Genomic DNA, 16,471 nt, shown 5'->3' with positions numbered 1-16,471 from the left:
GTCAGAGATGGTGTAAGCCTGACCACACGGCAGAAATGAAAATCCTCCCTGAGCCGCCCTCCGAACAAAGCCCCAAAGGCTTTAAGTAGATAGGGACGTGTCCCGCACGTGATAGCGGGTCGCTCTTCCCAGTCGGGAGTAGCTGCAAAGACCTAAGTCGTAAGACTTGGGTAAATTTGGGTGGTACCGCGCTCACCTCAGCGCCCCAATGTGGAGGTGTAGAGTCTGGCTTTGGCTGACTCTGCAATATTTCTGCATGGATAGTGAACGCGGTAATTATGTTTAAAGAAGTTGAAAAAACCCTTAGTTTTCCTAGCCTTGAGCAAGAAGTGATCGACTTTTGGAAAACGCACCACATCTTCCAAAAGTCAGTGGAAAAAGATGCACCTCAAGGAAATTATGTCTTCTATGAAGGGCCGCCAACTGCTAATGGCAAGCCAGGAATCCATCATGTAATTTCCCGTGCTTACAAAGATTTGTTCCTGCGCTACAAAACGATGCAAGGTTATCGAGTTGAGCGCAAGGGCGGATGGGATACTCACGGTTTACCTGTGGAGTTGGAAGTTGAGAAGAAGTTAGGCTTTACCAAGAAGGCTGATATTGAAGCTTTTGGCATTGCTAAGTTTAATGAGCTATGTAAACAATCGGTCTTTGAACGCATCCAGGATTGGCAGGCGATGACCGAACGGATTGGTTATTGGCTAGATTTAGAAAACGCTTATATTACTTACGAAAATCAATATATTGAGTCTTGCTGGTGGTTGATGAAGTCGCTGTGGGAACGGGATCTTTTGTTTGAAGACTACCGCTCAACTTGGCACTGTCCGCGTAACAATACCAGCCTTTCGAACCATGAAGTGGCACAGGGATATCGAGATGTAGAAGACCCTTCTATTTATCCGAAGTTTCCTGCATATACTGGTGAACTTGTCAAGTGTGGTTTGTTGGAAAATGAGACACAGCCAGTTTATCTGCTGGCTTGGACTACTACCCCTTGGACGCTCCCTGCTAACGTTGCTCTGGCTGTGAGGGCAGATGCTATGTATGGGCTGTTTGCAGCACCACCTCAAGCAGGCGATCGCTCACAAACAGACCTCTACATTCTTGCTAGTAGTCTTGCTAATCAAGTCTTCGGAGAGGGGAATTATCGAACGCTGAAAACTTTTACAGGGGAAGCACTGGTGGGACTTCGCTATCAGCCTCTTTTACAGGGGTATGTACCGGAAGGAGAAGACCTTTCCCAAGGGTTTCGTGTAGTTAGCGACGAGCAGGTGATCGTCGATGAAGGAACAGGCGTGCTTCACATCGCTCCAGCTTATGGGGATCTGGAATTGGGGCGCAAGTACAACTTGCCGATGCTTTTCTCTGTGGATTTGCTAGGTCAAGTTTATCCTCAGGTGAAGCTAGTTGATGCTCCTGAGGGTGAGGGACCTTACACTGGACAGTTTTTCAAGGATGCAGATCGGCAAATTATCGCGGATTTGCTAGACAAACAGCTGCTTTATCGAGCTACAACTATTAACCACACTTACCCATTCAACTATCGGGATGGAACACCGCTGATCAACTATGCCAAAAAGAGTTGGTACATTCGGACAACTGCTGTCAAAGACAAGCTTATTGCCAACAACAACAAAATTCACTGGCATCCCGAATATATCCGTGATGGTCGCTTTGGGGATTGGTTGAGAAATAATATCGATTGGGCATTATCGCGGGAACGGTACTGGGGTGCGCCTCTGCCTGTATGGGTGAGTGAAGACGAAAGTGATTATATCTGTGTAGGCAGTGTCAAAGAGTTGGCAGAATTGACAGGGCGGGATTTGTCAGAGTTAGATTTGCATCGTCCTTACATTGATGAGATTGTTTTTGAGAAAAATGGTAAGCGTTTTCAGCGCGTTCCCTATACAGTTGATGTCTGGTTTGAGTCGGGAGCTATGCCCTATGCCCAATGGCACTATCCCTTTGAAAACCAGGACGTGCTGGCTGGGAATTTTCCTGCCGATTATATTTGTGAGGCGATCGATCAGACACGGGGCTGGTTCTATAGCCTACATGCCCTTGCCACCTTACTTACAGATACTGGCGGTTCTCTGGCTCATATCGCTCAGGATTCCCCTGCCTTCAAAAATGCGATCGTCCTTGGACACATTGTGGATGAAAAAGGCGAGAAGATGTCTAAGTCAAGGGGAAATACAGTTAACCCTTGGACTGTCCTTGATGTTCAAGGAGCCGATGCGCTGCGATGGTATCTTTACAGCACCAGTCCACCAGAGAATACCAAGCGCTTCTCCCAAGGACTAGTTGAAGATACATTACGCGACTTCTTGATGACACTATGGAATACCTACAGTTTCCTAGTGCTTTACGCCAATCTCGACCAGCCAGATTTGCAACAGGATATTCCTGTCTTTGAGCGTCCTGAGATTGATCGCTGGTTGGTAGCTAAAGTAAATGTACTGATCCGAGATGTAACTGAGCGATTAGAAGCTTACGATCCCACCAGTGCTAGCCGAGCAATCCGCGACTTCGTAGTCAACGATCTCTCTAACTGGTATGTGCGTCGCAATCGTCGCCGTTTCTGGAAGTCGGAACATGATGGCGATAAACTCTCAGCTTACAAAACCCTCTACGAGACGATGGTCATTGTTGCTAAACTCATGGCTCCCATGGCTCCCTTTGTGAGCGAACACATTTACCAAAATTTAGTACTGAGTGTCTTTCCTGAGCAACCAGAATCAGTACATTTAGCTAACTGGGAAAAATTCGATCCCACGCTCATCGATACCAATCTGTTGCGTGATATGGAGACGCTGATCCGGATTGTAGAGTTAGGACGTGCTGCCCGCGCCACAGCAAAGGTTAAGATCCGGCAACCGCTAGGGGAAATCTTGGTGCGGGTTCGCAATCAAGCCGAAATTGCTGGACTCAAGCGCCTAGAAGAACAACTTAAGGAAGAACTTAATGTTAAAAAAGTTACTTATTTAGACATAGCAACAGATTTCGTTGATTATACCATCAAGCCAAATCTGCCTCTGGTTGGTAAGCGTCTTGGTAAGCAAGTACCTGCGTTGAAGAAAAAGCTAGAAACTATTGATACCCACGAACTTGTCCACAATGTCCGTGAGGGTAAAGAGACAGTTATTCATCTAGATGGAAAATCTTATCGCCTAGAGCCGGAGGCATTTCTGATTGAAGTTAACAGTCCAGAAGGTTATGCAGCGATTGAAGAATACGGCTATTTAGCGGCGTTGAATACTCAACTCACACCAGAGTTAATCCAAGAAGGTGTGGTTCGAGAGGCAATTCGTCTATTACAAGAAATACGCAAAAAAGCAGGACTCAATCTTTCAGATCGGATTCGTCTTGGGTTGGAAACCTCAGGAACACTTTTAGAGGCTCTTGAAGCTCATCTGGAAACAGTCAAGAACGAAGTATTAGCCCAGGAGATTCGGTTTGCGGAGATCAAGGAGGCGTGCTACAGCACCTGTGTGAACATCAACGATATACAGTTGAGAGTCACTCTCCAGAAAATTTCTAGTGATGGGGAGGTGGGGTGATGGGGTGATGGGGAGACAAGGAGGACAAGGGAGACAAGGAGGAATGGTTACTATGTTATTCTCCTCACACCCCTCATACTCCTCACACTCCTCATACCCCTCACACTCCCCAATCCCCTATTTCACCTTAATCGGCGTCAGGGCTACACCTTTGTAGTAATGCCCTAAAATTTGCAGGTGGCTGGCTCCCTGCAAAGCTAGGTTGTAAGCGCCCCATTGACTCATGCCAATACCATGACCAAAACCTAACCCTTGGAATGTGAAACCACCATTACCGTTGGAGACATTGAAGCGGGTACTTTTTAGCTTTAAGGCTGTACGTACTTCTTCGCCTCGTAGTATCTTTTCGCCTTTGTCACCGACAATTTTTAAAGCTTTCACACTGTTAAAAGGCGATCGACTTTCTATAATTATTTGTTTGGCATTACCTATTTCTGGAAATTTACTGCTAATTTCCGTAGGGGTAAAATTTCTCATCCAATAGCATTCGCGGATATTTTGATCAAAGTCGGGAACAGCACGCAGGTAGGGTTCTTTGCTTAACCAAACATCTTCGACGTTTTCAGTATGTCCACCAGAACAAGCATGAAAAACTGAGAGGATAATTTGGTTGTTGTAAGTGAGGACTTGCCCGGCGGTAGCGTCAACAGCCGCATAAGTGTTACGAGATTCGCTAATCACACCTTTATAGATCTGCCAGCGATCAGGGCTAGCACCCAAATCGTAAATGGGATTGTTGCGCTGTCTTCCTCGTTCATAAAGGGCATAGGTACGAGCTGCGATCGCTTGGGCTTTGAGGGCTTCTAGGGGCCAACGGCTATCCATTTCGCCACCCAAAACACTGTAGAGATATTCTTCTAAATCTACCCAGTTAACAGCAGTGACACCTTTATTTGTGGGAACAACTAAAGTTCTTCCTCGATACCAGCGATCGCCTATATAAACAAATCCCTTACCTGTTGGTTCAATCCAAAACAAACCAGATTGCCACTTATCTAAGGCTACTCCACCGGGAACTGTTTGGGCATAGTACGCATTCATTGCTGGTAGTTGTCCCAGAGTACGCCCGCTACCATCCTTGACAATCGCAGTTGTAGAACTGCCAACTTTAACCTGCTGGGCATCCCGTTCAATTGCCACCCGCAGGATCACAGACGCTTGGGCTGGTAGACATAATGCAATCCATAAAAGTACACCGAACCACCAATGACGTCCTTTGATTTGGGAAAACAAAGAGGCTAAGAACAGTTGGAATTTCATGCCGCTGATCATTTAGTTACAGTTTATATTTATCAGACGCTCACTTTGACAGTAGTTTCCCGGAGATAGGGTTTGAATCTCCATATGATAGGGATATTTGATGGCATAACTTGTGTGGCGATCGCTTCTTTTAGCGTCACCAACAAATCTGTTGCTGCCAATATTTACGTTTTCATTACTTCTGGGTTACGCATCACTGATCAGCTAAGATTTTGCCTTTGGCTTGATTTTGTCATATCAACGATAGGGAACCGAATTACCGATGAGTCTGTGTTTTTAACCTATTCTGCCTAAGCTTTCTGATTTCAACAAGACCTTATAAACTAAATAACCAATCTTGTGCCGCTTGTGGCGATCGCAAATGTACTACTTGTAGGTGAGCATATTCCGGTTGACTAAACAAAATTGGGTACTCTTTTCGCCTTTTGTGGTAGGTATTTAGTCCCCATAACAAAATAGAATCACGACTGAATGTAGTTTTCCATGTTTCGCGGTTGCCATTACAGACTGGTTGTTGCGTCACTACGCGCCAAAATGTCCGTTTCAGCAGACGACTCATAGTTAAAACAAAAGCATAGTCTAGCCAAACAATTGTATCTGCTTTTCGCCAAATAATTTCCCGTACTTTGCTGTAATTACCATCTACTACCCAACTATCACCTGACAGTGCCTGAGAAACTCTCTGTTGAAAAATATCATCTGCTACTTCTGTCCAGTTGGGTTCCCAGTGCAGATAGTCTAACTCTACATGGGGAATGTTAAGGCGCTGTTGAATTTGCCGCGCCAAAGTCGTTTTACCTGAACCAGTGGTCCCTACGACGGAAATACGTTGCATATAGCAATTATATTTGGTTTGTGAAAATCAAATTATTTAGGGAACTAACCTGGTGAATATGCACTGATACTCAAGTTTGATAGTGCAGGTAAGCTAATTAAATAAGGATATCATCTCGATTTGAAGAAGACCCTCACGGGTTTTTTGCCCACAACGAAGGCATGAAAAATCGACCACCGATAAACACCGATGCACACAGATAGATCATGAGTTTGCTTCTCAAATTAATCCCCTAACAAATGACAATTAACCACCAACTTAAAAAAGTGGCCCTGAAACTCGGGCCACTTTTAGCTTCCCAGCTTAAAACTTGATGAAGATTTAATGGGACTTTTCAGTAATCGGAACCCATTCGGTGTGGAAAGTACCTGGTTTGTCGATGCGTTCGTAGGTATGTGCGCCGAAGTAGTCGCGTTGTGCTTGAGTAAGGTTTTGGGGCAAGCGATCGCGACGATAGCTATCAAAGTAATCTAAAGATGCACTAAATGCAGGTACGGGAATTCCTAATTTTGCAGCAGTTGCTAAGACTTCCCGCCAAGCTGCCTGTCTATCGAGAATTGTTTGCTTAAATTCTGGCGCTAACAACAGGTTAGGTAATGCTGGATCTTCGTTAAAAGCCTTCTTAATCTTGTTCAAAAATCCTGCGCGAATAATACAGCCACCTTTCCAAATTCGTGCTAATTCACTCAGCTTCAAATTCCAGTTGTATGTTTGTGAAGCTTTGGATAGTAGTGCCATCCCTTGAGCATAAGAACAGATTTTTGAGCAATATAAGGCATCACGCACCATGTTGATGAAGTCCTTGGTTTGCCCATTGTACTTACCAGAAGGACCTGTAAGTACCTTAGATGCAGCTACCCGTTCTTGTTTGTAGGAAGAAATAATGCGAGCGTTTACTGCTGCTGTGATTGTAGGTATGGAAACCCCCAATTCCAATGCTGTCTGCACTGTCCAGCGTCCAGTACCTTTTTGCCCAGCCGAGTCCACAATTAATTCGACCAAAGGTAAATTTGTATCTGGGTCGATGTAGGGGAAGATATTAGCGGTGATCTCAATCAAAAATGAATTGAGTTCATCGGTGGTGTTCCATTCGGCAAAAACTTCGTGTAGCTGATTGTGATCCAATCCCCCAGCATTTTTCAGCAAATCGTAGGCTTCAGCAATTAGCTGCATATCGCCGTACTCAATGCCGTTGTGTACCATTTTCACATAGTGACCAGAACCACCAGGACCAATATAGGTAACACAAGGGCCATCATCTACTTGGGCGGCAATTTTATTGAAGATAGGAGACAGATACTGATAAGAGCTTTCAGTACCTCCTGGCATTAAAGAAGGGCCATTGAGCGCCCCTTCTTCACCACCACTTACACCCATACCGATATATCGGAAGCCAGCGGGTTCTAGTTCTTGGGTGCGTCTGTCTGTATCTTCAAACCAAGAGTTACCGCCATCGATAATGATGTCGCCTTCATCAAGCAAAGGTTTGAGCTGGGCAATTACTGCATCTACAGGTTTACCAGCTTGTACCATGATTAAGATTTTTCTGGGACGTTCCAGAGAAGCGACAAACTCTTCCAGGGTAAAAGCAGCTTTGACGTTTCTGCCCTGGGCACGTTCTGCCATGAACTTGTCGGTTTTTTCGCGTGAGCGATTGTAAACAGCAATTGGGAAGCCATTACGCTCTACGTTGAGCGCGATATTTTCCCCCATGACGGCCAAGCCAATCACACCAAAGCTTTGTAGGGTCATAAATTTTTGGCTAACTCTTCGTGATCTTTTATCTTTAAGGGTAGTCCGAGATTTTCGCTTCTTTCCTAAAGAAGACATTAAAAGTTCAGCGACAGAGTATAAATGCACAAACTACACAGATAAGTAATTTCAATTTGTATCGAAATCAACAATTATCTTGCAAAATTAGTTAGTGGTTAGTTGTTTGTTGTTTGTTGTTTGTTGTTTGTTGTTTCGAACTACCAACCACCAATAACCAACTATCAATCACCAATTACCAACAATCACCAGTCCCATGACGTAGTTAAGGAGAAACACGAAATGCTGGCACATGTCCTAGCACTAACAGTAGGTCTTGGTAGTATAGCCATTTATTTAGCGGCTTTCTTTTTCCCAGAAATTCATCGTAAAAATGATTTTATCTGGAGCGGTATAGGACTGTTTTACGCATTAATGTTATGGGTGTTTGCGCCACGCATTACCGGGGGTCTGTTACTAGGTCATATTGCCAGTGTGGCGCTTTTGGTTTGGTTTGGTTGGCAAACCCTTTCATTGCGTCGTCAGTTAGCCCCTTCTGCACAACAAACCCCTGTACCCAGTACGGAAGCAGTGCAAAATACGATTCAGGAACAGGTGACTAAATTATCGTTGCCAGAACGTTTAGGACAGATACAAAGCAGACTGGGTGGAATTTTCTCTGGTGCCAAGAATCGCGTCCAACAAAGTGTCAGTACAAAGACACCAGAAACCCCTCAACCTACAGAAGAACCCGCTGTTGAGATTACCGATCATCATACTACTACAGTAGAAGCAACACCGTCAGCAGATATACCCACACCTGTTGATACTGAAGCTAAAACAGAGAGTGTACCGGAGGCAATTCCCCCTCACCCGCCATCACCTGACTTGGTAGAAGCTGCCCAAGAAGCTGCTGCTCAAGCCGAGGAAGTGGCAGAAAAATTAGAACAAATTCCTGTAGAAGAAATTGCACCGGATGCCGAACTCGCCCCACCAGCCGAAGCACCACCCGAACAAACACCACCGAGCGATCGCCCTAGTTAAAGAGGGTACAAACAGACGAGAAAGCTGGAGATAGAGGGTCAGAAGTCAATAACATAGGCTTTTCAGCTTTCTGTCTCTTATCAGTGGCAAAATCTCATAGAGGTAATTTCGAGCATGGACTTTGTTGAAATGGGTTGGGAAGAGTAAAGTTTTTCTCTATAAAGCAGTTAGTTGGCACGGCAAACTTATTAGCGATGTAAGAGTTGGCTAATCAACACCAGTAAAGGCAGTGTCTCAACCAGTTTCTCTGAAAAATTTGTTTATTAATGGTTCATTTGGTTCTGTGGTTTTAGGAATGAACCCTGAGAAAGTTCGTCTGTTGCTTGGAATAGCAACGGCTGAGTATCAATATAATCTATCTAATCCAGATGAGTTAATGTGGGTTTACGGAAATATTGCGTTTTTCTTTAAAAATTACGTTTTAGCTGAAATTGGTTGGCAGACTCATATCTACACCTACGAACCTTATTTACCCGATGCAGGATTAATTCCTCTTGACCCTTGGATTATTTGCAATGGTCTGACAGTGGTGGAAGCAGAGAGGGAACTAAGACGTAACTCAATCAATTTTCGCAAGGTTACAATCCCGAAAGGATTAACATTCGAGGGTGATAGTGTTGTAGAACTGATTACTAGCTGTAATACGCGATTAATATTTAGAAGCTATTTAAATTGGCAGTTAGAAGGTTTTAATTTATCCAAACGATTTCAAATAGATACACCTTTAGAAACCTTTCTTGAGTTCTATACTTACTGATTTTGGCAGTGCTGTCCAGTGAAAATACGCATAATGTAAAATTAAAGGCAGTCGAATAGACTGATGAGCGATCGCAATCACCAACACAGGCAAATATTATTTTTACAATGCCCTACTGTATTAACCCCCGTTGTCCAAATCCTCTTGCTCCTGAAAATGTAAATAATTCAACTTGTCACAACTGTGGATCAGAAATACTCCTGCAAGGTCGTTATACAGTTGTTGAAAAACTAGGCAAAGGTGGTTTTGGCACTACTTTTGCAGTAGATGATCGCGGTACACGCAAAGTTTTAAAAGTTCTCACAGATGATAACTCAAAAGCAATTGAGCTTTTTCAGCAGGAAGCACAGGTTTTGAGCCAGTTGCAATGTGCTGGTATTCCTAAAGTAGATCCTGACGGTTATTTTACAGTCCTACCAAACAATAGCTCTGTACCCTTGCATTGTCTGGTAATGGAAAAAATAGAGGGGGTTGATTTAGAAAAATGGATGAAATCTCGTCATTGTCAGCCTATTTCTCAAACTCAAGCTTTTGATTGGCTCAAACAATTAGTTAATATTCTATCTGTGATACATAACCAGCAGTATTTTCACAGAGATATTAAACCTCAAAATATTATGCTCCGACCCAATGGACAGCTGGTTTTAATCGATTTTGGAGCAGTACGGCAAGTTACCACAACTATCTTAGAAGGCGTTTGTCATACCAGAATTGTTTCTAAAGGCTATTCTCCCCCAGAGCAACAAAATGGTTACTCAGTGCAGCAATCTGACTTTTTTGCTCTCGGACGCACTTTTGTTTTTCTACTTACAGGTAAAGAACCCCAAGATTTAGCTATCTATAATCCTTTAACTAATCAACTGGACTGGCGTCCTCATGCATTGCAGATTTCGCCACTATTTGCAGATTTAATCGACTGTTTAATGGCTCCAGTTGCAAATCAACGCCCTGAGAATACGCAGGTAATTTGGCAATGGCTAGAAAAAATTGAGCAAGATATCAATCAGACAGATATATGCTCACAAAAAACTTTACTGCAAACATTGCCAAAATCAGCGTTATCTTTTGCCACTACAATGTTTTCTCATCCTAGCCAGACAGACCAAAAAACCTGGAAACTCTTTCTCGGTTCAGGAGTAGGATTAATTGCTGCTGTTACAGCACTGATTAATCCAATTAGCACTAAAAACTCAGTTCCTACTACCAAACCCTCTGTTTTAACTCCTTCAAAAGTTTCCATTGTTAATCAAAAATCTCAACAAACTAGAGACATTAAACCATCTGCTACTGTAGTTGCTAAAAATGCAGCGATCGCAACACAATTACAAGTAAAACAAAAAAAATCTCAAGTTCAACCACAGCAAGAATTACAAGCAAATTTAAAATCAGAATCAAAATTATTAAAAACTGCTAATACTCATGAAAATAAAAAAAATAATTTAATTCAAGAAAGAAAACGCTCAGTCATACTCCAAAATCGGCAAAAAATAAAAAGTAGACCAAAAAAGGAAAAAACAGAGCTAAATGTAAATAGAGACTTTAGAACAATCAAAGTTATAACAAATACATTGCCAAGTGAAAAAACACCAACAATAGTCATTAAGGTTCAAAAATCCAAAAAGCTATTAGTTACTCAAAATATAAGACGTAAAACTCAAACTCGGCAAACCAGGCACAGGATAAAAGTGAAGTTAAAAAGAAATTATAATCATCTCAAAAAAGACAGGAAATAATTACTTTGACGATATATAGTTTTTTTAACACAGAGGAACGCAAAGGTAAGCGCGGAGTAACGCAGAGTTTTTTTATTGTCTGTTGATACGAATTAACTCCGTTAAAATGCTATCCAAACTGCCATTGACTTGAATTCTATCTATCTTCTCTGCAATCCGTTCTAGCACTTCCAGTTCTTTCAGACGCAGGGCAACGGGGTTATCTTCCATTACTTTGGCGGTGTTCAACATACTACGAGTCGCAGCAGTTTCTTCACGGCGACGCACTACGTTTGCTTGAGCAGCTTTTTCTGCCTCTACTACCTTGCTCAAGATAGTCTTAATCTCACCAGGGAGAATAATATCTTTTACCCCTACTGAGTCAATTTCAATTCCGTAGTCTGCGGTTTTCTCACGAATGTATTCAGCAACGCTTGTATCAATTGCCCCCTTATTTTCCAGTAAGGCATCTAGGGTTCTTTCACCAACAGCAGCACGTAAGGCAAACTGTAGCTCTTTGTACAAGAAACCATTGATATCTGATAAACCATTTTTTGCTTTCAATGGATCGAGTATGCGGAAGCCAGCTGTTAAATTTAAGCGCAGAGGCACTTTATCTTTAGAGAGAATGTCTTGTCCGGATACTTCCATACTTTGCAAGCGTAGATCAATTGTTTCGGTTTGCAAAGAACGTCCAAATATCCACCAAGCATGTATCCCCGGTGGGAGTTGCGCTTGAAATTCTTGATTAATGTACAGTAGCCCAATGTGCTGTGCTGGTACTTCCCGAATATGCAAACAATTACTGCTCAAAGACACTACCTCTGGCGAACCAGATACTAATTCTGCAACTAGATGAGGCGGGAGCTTAGCATCATTGCTGATGTCAATAATTTCTACCTCAACTTCTCGCCAAAACAGCTTACGGCTATAAGGTGGGAGGATAGAAATGACCTTACCTTGATAACGTGCAATTGCTACCTGCTGACTTATTAGCTGTACCGTTTTGCAGTATACTGCTACAAATTCGGAATGTCGTTCAATCAGCACATCTTCTAAAGGAAAGCTTGGGTTTGGTATAATCCGGCCAAGAGTGCGAATTGTAACATCTTTGTCTACAGACCAGAATGCATACTCCCTTGGTTCTAAGGGTTGTACAAAATTATTTTGTACATAAAGTAAACCAATCTCATACTCGAAGATTTGGAACTTTTTCAGCCCATACAAATCAATTCCACGTAATTGCTGCACAAACTCAGCAGGTAGTTCTAAATTTTCTTCCAAGTTGAAGAGATGGGATTCTACCTCAATAAAACCCCGCCAGAAAGCCCGTAGTTGATTAGGCCCAATACTTAGCCAATTTTGACCTAAGCGAACTAAAGCTGCTTGATTAAATGTTGTTCTTACTACCAATAGATATTGTTTGAGGTCTGAACTGTGATTTTGCAGCAAAATTTCTAGGTTTTCAATCTCTGCTTCTGGCTGATTGAGGTCATAAGTTTTCACCTGCCAATGCCAACCAAAATATCTGTAGTAACCAGGCTGTAAAACTTTCTTAAAATCACTACGGTGATATAAAATTCCAATTTCGTTGGGTTTAATATAAAAGGTTTTCCACATAGAAATTTCAATAGGTAATTTGGGCAACTTTACTTGATGGAAAATACTTGATATGAATAAGTGTTACTTGGTATTGAGAACCCAAGCAACACATAATAAATGTTTTTTGAATATCCAAGTTATAGCATTTTATCTGGCTCTAGTACTACAAATGCTACAAAAATTTTTAACTCTGCCAATGTAGGTATATTACAGTTTCGGTGCGGGCGAAGGCATTTCCCAAACTGGATTAAGATTGTTGCTTCTTTTCCTAGACTACCCGTGGGCGATCAAGAAAAAGAAAACAACTCTCTGATATGCCGTTCAGTCTTTCCGTTCGGCGAATCTCGTTGAGAAACCAGATGAGAAAAACGAAGGGACATACTCAAGTAAGAGAAGAATACACTCGCGCTGGCTCCTTAACTGCCACTACTGAAGATCACAGGGTGACATCAGTTGTGGAATACCTACATCACAGAGTTTGTAATTTGGGATTTCTCCCTACCATGAAAGTGGTAGTGTCTTTTGACCCGGACAGGGTTGGTGCAAAGTATAGGAATCGAACCTACAACCAATCGGCTGGAAACCGATCGCTCTACCAGTGAGCTAACTTTGGGGAGTTTGATGTAGGATTCAGCTAATCAAACGGTGAATAGTATGCAGTGCTTGGCGGTATACGCAATTAGACCAGAGGTCAGCGCACCAGTCGGGCTTACAGAACCCGAACTACAGCTTTGCAACTTCACTACTATCTTTTCCAAATCTAGCACAGCCGAACTATCAAACAATTCGCGTACCTTCTTGTACTAGTTAGCCGTTCTGGACGCGTGGATTCTATAATGATTGGAACAACATCATTTGCTGCTAATTCAGGCATGAAGCTGTGACAGAAACTGGAAGCTACAAGGATACTGTAAACCTACCCAAAACTAAATTTGATATGCGGGCAAACGCTAGCAAGCGTGAACCCGAAATCCAAAAATTTTGGGAAGAGAATAAAATCTACGATCGCCTATCTCAAAATAATCCCGGCGAATTATTTATATTGCACGATGGGCCTCCCTATGCAAACGGCTCTCTGCATATTGGTCATGCCTTAAATAAAATTCTCAAAGATATTATTAATCGCTACCAACTGCTACGTGGTCGGAAAGTGCGCTATGTTCCTGGTTGGGACTGTCATGGTTTGCCGATTGAACTCAAAGTTTTACAGAATATGAAAGCTGCCGAAAGGCAAAATTTGACACCTTTACAACTGCGGCAGAAAGCGAAAGAATTTGCCCTAAATGCTGTCAATGAACAGCGTGATAGTTTCAAACGCTACGGAGTTTGGGGTGATTGGGAACATCCATATTTGACCTTAACACCGGAATACGAAGCAGCCCAAATCGGTGTTTTCGGACAGATGGTGTTAAAAGGTTACATCTATCGTGGCTTGAAGCCAGTACACTGGAGTCCTAGTTCTAAAACTGCTTTGGCAGAAGCTGAGTTGGAATATCCAGAGGGCCATACTTCTCGCAGTATCTACGCCGCTTTCCCAGTGACGAGTTTGGCAGAGGCGGTAAAACCTGCTTTATCAGAATTTTTACCAAATTTAGGTGTAGCAATTTGGACAACTACACCTTGGACAATTCCTGGTAACTTGGCAGTGGCGTTGAATCCAGAACTTAACTACGCAGTTGTAGAAGTTACTTCATCACGAGAAGGTTTAGGGTTTAAATACCTTATTGTCGCTGCTGATTTAGTAGAACGCCTGTCTGCCACCCTGGAAACTCCACTCTCAGTAAAAGCCACAGTCAAAGGCAAAGATTTAGAACATTCTACTTATCGTCATCCCTTGTATGACCGTGAAAGTCCGATTGTTATTGGTGGCGATTATATTACTACTGAATCTGGTACTGGCTTAGTCCACACTGCCCCTGGGCATGGTCAAGAAGACTACATTGTTGGTCAGCGTTACGGTTTGCCCATTTTAGCCCCAGTTGATGACAATGGTAACTTTACCGACGAGGCAGGACAGTTTGCTGGATTGAATGTGCTTGGTGATGGGAACCAGGCGGTAATTGATGCTTTGACTAGTGCTGGTTCCTTATTGAAAGAAGAACCCTACGTCCACAAATACCCCTACGACTGGCGGACAAAAAAACCAACGATTTTCCGGGCGACAGAACAGTGGTTTGCTTCTGTAGAAGGATTTCGCGAAGAAGCACTCAAAGCGATCGCTTCTGTAAAATGGATTCCTGCCCAAGGTGAAAATAGAATCACACCGATGGTTGCGGATCGTTCTGACTGGTGTATCTCCCGTCAGCGGAGTTGGGGTGTACCCATCCCGGTATTCTACGATGAAGCTAGTGGAGAACCACTGCTGAATGAGGAAACCATCGCCCACGTCCAAGCAATTATTGCTGAAAAAGGTTCTGACGCTTGGTGGGAATTATCTGTTGAGGAGTTGCTACCCCAAACATACCGCAATAATGGCCGCACCTACCGTAAAGGTACAGATACGATGGACGTGTGGTTTGATTCTGGCTCATCTTGGGCATCTGTAGTCAAGCAGCGTCCAGAATTACGCTACCCTGCGGATATGTACTTAGAAGGTTCAGATCAGCATCGGGGTTGGTTCCAGTCGAGTTTGCTTACCAGTGTCGCTGTTAACAACTGTGCGCCATACAAAACCGTGTTGACTCATGGTTTTGCCCTAGATGAACAAGGGCGGAAAATGAGTAAGTCGCTGGGAAATGTTGTCGATCCGGCTATTGTCATTGAAGGTGGCAAAGATCAGAAAAAAGAGCCGGCTTACGGTGCTGATGTGTTGCGGTTGTGGGTATCGTCGGTAGACTATACCTCCGATGTGCGCCTGGGTAGCAATATCATCAAACAACTGGTTGATATCCGGAACAAAATTCGTAACACCGCCAAGAATTTACTGGGTAATTTGCATGATTTTGATCCAGCAAAAGATGCTGTACCCTATGAACAATTACCGCAGCTAGACAAATACATGCTGCACCGGATGACAGAGGTATTCCAGGAAGTTACTGAAGCATTCGATAGCTTCCAATTCTTCCGCTTTTTCCAAACAGTGCAGAACTTCTGTGTGGTGGATTTATCCAACTTTTATATGGATATCGCCAAAGATCGGTTGTACATCAGTACTCCCAATGCTTTGCGCCGTCGCAGTTGTCAGACAGTGTATTGGTATGCACTGGAAAACTTAGCAAAAGCGATCGCACCTGTATTATGTCACTTAGCCGAGGACATCTGGCAGTATCTTCCCTACCAGACTCCTTATAAATCAGTATTTGAATCTGGTTGGGTACAATTGGAACAAAATTGGCATAACCCAGAACTAGCAGCTTTTTGGCAACAACTACGGGAGATTCGCCTTGATGTCAACAAGGTATTAGAACAAGCTAGGGTAGAAAAAATGATTGGTTCCTCCCTAGAAGCAAAAATCTTGCTCTACATCAGTGATGCAGAATTATTGAGTGCAATCAGATCACTGAATGCTAGCAACAGCAACGGTGTAGACGAACTTCGCTACTTATTCATTACCTCCCAGGTGGAATTGGTAGATGCACCAGAAAAACTGCAAGGTTCAAAATACAACTTGCAAGCCGATAAGTGGCGGATTGGTGTACTACAAGCAGACGGGCAAAAATGCGATCGCTGTTGGAATTACTCTATTCATGTGGGAGAGAATGTAGCACATCCACTCATTTGTGAACGGTGCGTGGCTGCATTAGCGGGAGAGTTTTAACAGTTGTCAGTGAGTTCTAGTCTGTGGGTAGAAAATCGAACACTCATGGCACACCGATACAGACCGATAAACCACAGAAAGCCAACGCCAAAAACATCTGTGTTCATCTGTGTTCATCGGTGTTCGATAATTACTATCCCTTCCACCTCGCCACAATCTCAAAAAACTTGACACAGATGCACAGCGATCGCTGTG

General features: G+C 43.1%; 11 protein-coding genes and 1 other annotated feature (1 of these 12 cut by a window edge). Of the genes, 7 read left to right on the top strand and 4 right to left on the bottom strand.

Annotated elements, in window-relative coordinates:
- Nucleotides 1-211: a binding site (T-box leader), on the top strand; it begins 49 nt to the left of the window's first position.
- Between the two features lie 67 nt (nucleotides 212-278).
- Entirely contained in the window at nucleotides 279-3,560 is a 3,282-nt protein-coding gene (gene ileS, locus UYI_RS0100575; protein ID WP_016864748.1) for an isoleucine--tRNA ligase, read from the top strand.
- Between the two features lie 117 nt (nucleotides 3,561-3,677).
- Here the strand turns inward: ileS (UYI_RS0100575) and UYI_RS0100570 are convergent, their stop codons facing one another.
- Nucleotides 3,678-4,832: a SpoIID/LytB domain-containing protein gene (locus UYI_RS0100570; RefSeq protein ID WP_016864747.1), complete on the bottom strand. Its 1,155-nt coding sequence runs from the start codon at nucleotides 4,830-4,832 to the stop codon at nucleotides 3,678-3,680.
- A 72-nt stretch (nucleotides 4,833-4,904) separates the two neighbouring features.
- Here UYI_RS0100570 and UYI_RS36315 point away from each other — a divergent pair, with 72 nt between their 5' ends.
- Complete coding sequence (locus UYI_RS36315; protein WP_146007593.1) at nucleotides 4,905-5,114, top strand: hypothetical protein; 210 nt, start codon at nucleotides 4,905-4,907, stop codon at nucleotides 5,112-5,114.
- Between the two features lie 22 nt (nucleotides 5,115-5,136).
- Here UYI_RS36315 and UYI_RS0100565 read toward each other — a convergent pair whose 3' ends face one another.
- Together UYI_RS0100565 and gndA are read right to left on the bottom strand one after the other, a co-directional pair.
- A complete protein-coding gene (locus tag UYI_RS0100565; RefSeq protein ID WP_016864746.1) occupies nucleotides 5,137-5,655 on the bottom strand; it encodes a P-loop NTPase family protein in 519 nt (172 codons plus the stop codon).
- Nucleotides 5,656-5,976: 321 nt separating this feature from the next.
- Nucleotides 5,977-7,407 (bottom strand): NADP-dependent phosphogluconate dehydrogenase, encoded by a 1,431-nt coding sequence (gene gndA, locus UYI_RS0100560; protein ID WP_016864745.1) that lies wholly within the window; start codon nucleotides 7,405-7,407, stop codon nucleotides 5,977-5,979.
- Nucleotides 7,408-7,707: 300 nt separating this feature from the next.
- Here gndA and UYI_RS0100555 point away from each other — a divergent pair, with 300 nt between their 5' ends.
- From UYI_RS0100555 to UYI_RS0100545, 3 genes are all read left to right on the top strand, one after another.
- Complete coding sequence (locus UYI_RS0100555) at nucleotides 7,708-8,448, top strand: Ycf66 family protein (protein WP_016864744.1); 741 nt, start codon at nucleotides 7,708-7,710, stop codon at nucleotides 8,446-8,448.
- 229 nt (nucleotides 8,449-8,677) lie between these two features.
- Nucleotides 8,678-9,205 carry a hypothetical protein gene (locus UYI_RS0100550; RefSeq protein ID WP_016864743.1) on the top strand — a complete coding sequence of 176 codons (528 nt, stop codon included), beginning with the start codon at nucleotides 8,678-8,680 and terminating at the stop codon, nucleotides 9,203-9,205.
- A gap of 107 nt (nucleotides 9,206-9,312) precedes the next feature.
- A complete protein-coding gene (locus tag UYI_RS0100545; RefSeq protein WP_016864742.1) occupies nucleotides 9,313-10,938 on the top strand; it encodes a serine/threonine protein kinase in 1,626 nt (541 codons plus the stop codon).
- Nucleotides 10,939-11,010: 72 nt separating this feature from the next.
- Here the strand turns inward: UYI_RS0100545 and UYI_RS0100540 are convergent, their stop codons facing one another.
- Complete coding sequence (locus UYI_RS0100540; protein ID WP_016864741.1) at nucleotides 11,011-12,537, bottom strand: slipin family protein; 1,527 nt, start codon at nucleotides 12,535-12,537, stop codon at nucleotides 11,011-11,013.
- Nucleotides 12,538-12,878: 341 nt separating this feature from the next.
- Here UYI_RS0100540 and UYI_RS36310 point away from each other — a divergent pair, with 341 nt between their 5' ends.
- Together UYI_RS36310 and ileS (UYI_RS0100530) are read left to right on the top strand one after the other, a co-directional pair.
- A complete protein-coding gene (locus UYI_RS36310) occupies nucleotides 12,879-13,121 on the top strand; it encodes a hypothetical protein (RefSeq protein ID WP_157226271.1) in 243 nt (80 codons plus the stop codon).
- Nucleotides 13,122-13,399: 278 nt separating this feature from the next.
- Nucleotides 13,400-16,276, top strand: coding sequence for an isoleucine--tRNA ligase (gene ileS / locus UYI_RS0100530; RefSeq protein WP_016864740.1), 2,877 nt, complete (start codon nucleotides 13,400-13,402; stop codon nucleotides 16,274-16,276).
- Nucleotides 16,277-16,471 lie beyond the last annotated feature (195 nt).

The organism is Fischerella muscicola PCC 7414, assembly GCF_000317205.1.
GTDB classification, from domain to species: Bacteria; Cyanobacteriota; Cyanobacteriia; order Cyanobacteriales; family Nostocaceae; genus Fischerella; species Fischerella muscicola.
Note: the sequence above shows the minus strand (reverse complement) of the source record. Positions and strands in the feature narration are given on the sequence as shown.